Genomic DNA, 3,774 nt, shown 5'->3' with positions numbered 1-3,774 from the left:
TATCCACTATCTCCAAAACGAGTTAGCAGTTTCTGAAGAAGCGATTGACTTGGCTCTGCGTCGTCAAGAACCATCGCGGGGTCCATTGCATATGGTTCTTTGGCAGCATGGGTTGATCAATATCGAGCAGCTTGGCAAGGCTTTTGAGTGGCAGGCCAATACGACGGTTGGTCTTTCGGTAAGCGATTCAAAAAAGAGCTAGCAGATGCTCAGAAAAATCCGCCAGCTTGGTCGCTAGAATGAGGTGAAAACTTACGCGTTATCTCCATCTCATCAGCTTTTTATCTTCTCCTTGAAACCGTCGTCCGCAATAAAAACGGGTGCTTTGGCCGCCAAGATTTTGAACTTTTTCCCGAGTTGAGGATTGTGCCCATCCCTGGCATTGCGGTCCCTGGCCCCAATTCATAGACAACTTATTTGACCTGGAGTGTCGGTTTAGGGTTGTCTGCCTCATCTGTGAGTAAATTTATTTCTCATCAGTCATAATGCAAGTGGGTTGTTGGTTTTTTGGGGGACTTATGAATACCAGTCGAGAGACGACGCATGATGACGAAATCTTAGTTCTCCGTCAGCAACTGATAAGCAGCCTTAAATTCCACCATTGTGAAACGCTTCAGAAAATTCCACTAGAATCCGCAGTTAGAGCGATGACTGCGGCTTGGGATACTTGTCATCCAGAGGAAGTACCACCGTATTGCAGAGGTACTTCAACAGCAATTATTACTCATGAGCAAGCAGCTAAGTCTATCCGGGAAAGCAAATATTTCTCAGGTTAGTAATGAGTTACAGCACCTTGGATAATTCCTTGATTTTGACTGTAGAGCGTATATTTGGTCTTTGAAGAGCATCCTGTTTGTAGAAGTTTAGATCAAAGGCTGAGCCAACGATCTGTCCCTGATCTGACAGCTCATACCATTTGCTCGTAAAACAATGCTGGGCAAAGGTTGCCTGGGACATCCCACACCGGGATATTCCCGCTGGTTTATCCTTCAGGGGGATAGCTTTGATCAGTTTACGAGCACTAGTCATCTTGGATCTCCCTCAGTTTGTACGTCTGAATTTATGCTAGGAGTCGTTTTGAGCGGTTCAAGTCGTGTGAGTTGCTTCATCTTGTTAATAAGTGGAGGTGTTCAGGTGGCGATATACCCCAATTACCCGACCAATTGATCAACCACAAAACCCCTTGGAGGAGCATTAGTCTCAAGGGGTAGTAGATGTGTGTGTTTTGACGTAGAGTTACTATCTCCCCCCAGGAAATGTAACTCTACGTCAAAACTACCAGTCAAGTTTGAGGATATGTTGAAGACATCTGAAAGCGTTATTGCTCCAAACCACCCGAATTCTTCCAAGTTCCCCAGCTCGGTCGACCAATTGATGGATACGACTGCACTTAGTAAAGCAACCTGCCTAGCAAGCCATTCACTGACGCTTGCCATAGTTCAAAATCGTCTGAATTTTTCCATAAATCCTTGAGTTCGGAATTCTCTGAGATAGCCTCAGTGACGTATCTCGCTTGAGAAATCATCGTTGCGGGTGGGGCTGGCCTTCCTTCTACCCATGCCTCCACTTCCTCCGGGCAATCTTCAGAGGGTTCCCCCATCCATGCTGCTACTGCCTCCGTCGCTGCGATACCAACCGCGCAATCTGAGGCTTCTGGATGTTCATCTGCTTGGTCAATGACCGTGTTGAGGGCATCAATGATCGGATTGTCATCATCAGAATCCGCTAGCTCAGCCACCCAGTCCAGTGCGTCATCATTTTCGAAGCTTCCTGGTCCCCATATGCTCATAGATCACCCTTTGGTAAGCTCCAGGGACAATTTAACGCGAGAGCAAAGGATAAGCCAAGGGATGCAGAGTTGCTATCTCCTCTGCAATCCCCCAAAACTAGACCTCTATTAGTCTATTGGTCAATGTTTGCAAGTCTGGATCATTCAATAGGTCTTCTAGGCTTTCAAAGTCTAGCTCGTTATTGTCTGAAGAGATATCCCAGTCATCTATCGGTAGGTTCTCTGTTTTTAACTGTGACATATTGATTAATTGCTAACTGTATTTATTTAATTTATTCATCATAAAAATATTTTTGTATATTCTGAATCCGTAAGTTTTCGGAAATTCCATCGATACAGGAGTGAACAATCACGTATTAATTCTAGGTGCAAGTTCTCTATCGTGATCGTACTCAGAGCTGGTCGGGGTATTTTGGCCCTGGTGGAGTGGGGTGCTTTCTCAGGAATGGTCTATATCCAGTTGCCAGTTAATAACCGTCATCACGATTCTGCTAAAACCTTAGCCCCTCATTTCTGCACCTGAGCTAAGAATGCTTTGTCATCCCAGTAGGCACAAACTTTTTGGATTTTGCCAGATTCACTAATCATAAAAGTGCTAATTCCCTCTGCGCTGGCTTCTTTCTGATTTTTGGTGACGGTGTGCAAGCGCCATTTGACAGCAACTTCATTCCCTACAATGAAAACTGACTCTGGCTCGACGACTAAAGACTCATTCTTTTTCTGGAGAATCTCAAAGAATGGTTTGGAGTCAGTTTGGGGATAGCTAGGCGGATTACCAACTGGATCAAAGACTTGGGCATCTGGGGTAAATAGTTCAGACTATTGGACTGCATTCATGGCTGAGAATGCTGAAAAGTAAGCATTAATAATGTGATTAATCGTAGAGGGAGGTATGGGCCTGCCTGCCTGACATAAGTACCTCAAAGCCCTTGTCTAAGTGACTTTCGGAAAAAAGGTGAAGAGGACATGTGAAGCTAGATTCAACCAAAAATCAGCTTTGCCCACATGTCTAACTCCACTACAATTTATAGTCAACTTTTCTCCTTTCTGCGTCAATACAGCCATTACCGAGATCTACGTCATCTCATTGCTCTTACATGGATGGTGAGCGCATTAATCTGTAGTGGTCAATTAAGCTTGTCTGCCTGGGAATCTTATGTTCCGAGTCGAGCCAAAAAAGCCCAGAGTGTCGAGCGTCGCTGGCAACGATTCATATCCAATAAACGTATTGATATCAACAAACTATATGTGCCTCTGGTCCTGCTAGCACTCAAAGGCTGGCAATCCCATCGTCTTTATCTGGCATTGGATACAACGGTTTTGTGGAATCAATATTGCATGATTCATCTATCGGTCGTCTGCTGTGGCAGAGCTGTGCCATTTTTATGGCTGGTGTTAGAGCATAAAAGTGCGGCTGTCGCCTTCGAGGAATATCAACCCCTCTTGCGTCGAGCCCGTTGGTTCTTACGAAAGCATCCAGATGTGATGCTGTTGGCAGATCGTGGGTTTGCAAACCATCAACTGATGAGCTGGTTACAGCAGAGCCGTTGGCATTACTGTCTACGTATCCCTTGCGATGTTATCCTCCATGGTCCACGTCGATGCCCAAGGGAAGTCCGTAGATTGTGGCCATCTAAAGGCGAAGCAATTCTCTATCGCAATGTGGGTCTTTGGGAAGATGGTGTATGTCGGTGCAATCTGGTGCTGGCTAATATTCGAGGTGTGAAAGAGCCATGGGCAGTGATTACTGATGAATCACCCACGCTACAGACCTTGTGGCAATACGCTTTGAGGTTTCGGGTGGAAGAATTATTTCTCGATAGCAAATCTGGAGCTTTTGAACTGGAAGAATCAAAACTTCGCTGTGCTGATGCCCTCGAACGGCTTTACTTGGTCGCTGCAGTAGCACTGCTTTACAGCACCACTCATGGGATGGCTGTTCAAGTTGAAGGACTGCGTGAGCAAGTGGATCCGCATTGGCGACG

Annotated in this window: 6 protein-coding genes and 1 pseudogene; 3 read left to right on the top strand and 4 right to left on the bottom strand. The window is 45.6% G+C overall.

Going from position 1 to position 3,774, the window contains the following annotated elements; genetic code table 11:
• Window position 1: 1 nt before the first annotated feature.
• Window positions 2-202: a DUF2949 domain-containing protein gene (locus Q0986_RS06005; protein ID WP_299405904.1), complete on the top strand. Its 201-nt coding sequence runs from the start codon at window positions 2-4 to the stop codon at window positions 200-202.
• A gap of 71 nt (window positions 203-273) precedes the next feature.
• Here Q0986_RS06005 and Q0986_RS06000 read toward each other — a convergent pair whose 3' ends face one another.
• Window positions 274-402 (bottom strand): HU family DNA-binding protein, encoded by a 129-nt coding sequence (locus tag Q0986_RS06000; RefSeq protein ID WP_299405908.1) that lies wholly within the window; start codon window positions 400-402, stop codon window positions 274-276.
• A 116-nt stretch (window positions 403-518) separates the two neighbouring features.
• Between Q0986_RS06000 and Q0986_RS05995 the strand changes: the two genes are divergently transcribed.
• Window positions 519-776, top strand: a complete 258-nt coding sequence (locus Q0986_RS05995) for a hypothetical protein (protein ID WP_299405900.1) — start codon at window positions 519-521, stop codon at window positions 774-776.
• Between the two features lie 7 nt (window positions 777-783).
• Here Q0986_RS05995 and Q0986_RS05990 read toward each other — a convergent pair whose 3' ends face one another.
• The 3 genes and pseudogenes from Q0986_RS05990 to Q0986_RS22900 all read right to left on the bottom strand — a co-directional run.
• Window positions 784-1,029, bottom strand: coding sequence for a hypothetical protein (locus Q0986_RS05990; protein WP_299405895.1), 246 nt, complete (start codon window positions 1,027-1,029; stop codon window positions 784-786).
• 361 nt (window positions 1,030-1,390) lie between these two features.
• Window positions 1,391-1,789, bottom strand: coding sequence for a DUF4259 domain-containing protein (locus Q0986_RS05985; protein ID WP_299405891.1), 399 nt, complete (start codon window positions 1,787-1,789; stop codon window positions 1,391-1,393).
• 507 nt (window positions 1,790-2,296) lie between these two features.
• Window positions 2,297-2,593 (bottom strand): annotated as a pseudogene (locus Q0986_RS22900) (ketosteroid isomerase); the annotation flags it as partial.
• 201 nt (window positions 2,594-2,794) lie between these two features.
• On the opposite strand from Q0986_RS22900, the gene Q0986_RS05980 reads away from it, so the two are divergent.
• On the top strand, window positions 2,795-3,774 hold a 980-nt coding region (locus Q0986_RS05980; RefSeq protein ID WP_299405886.1), incomplete at its 3' end, for a transposase.

Origin of the sequence: Acaryochloris sp. IP29b_bin.148, assembly GCF_028285565.1 — a bacterium.
Lineage (GTDB): Bacteria > Cyanobacteriota > Cyanobacteriia > Thermosynechococcales > Thermosynechococcaceae > Acaryochloris.
Note: the sequence above shows the minus strand (reverse complement) of the source record. Positions and strands in the feature narration are given on the sequence as shown.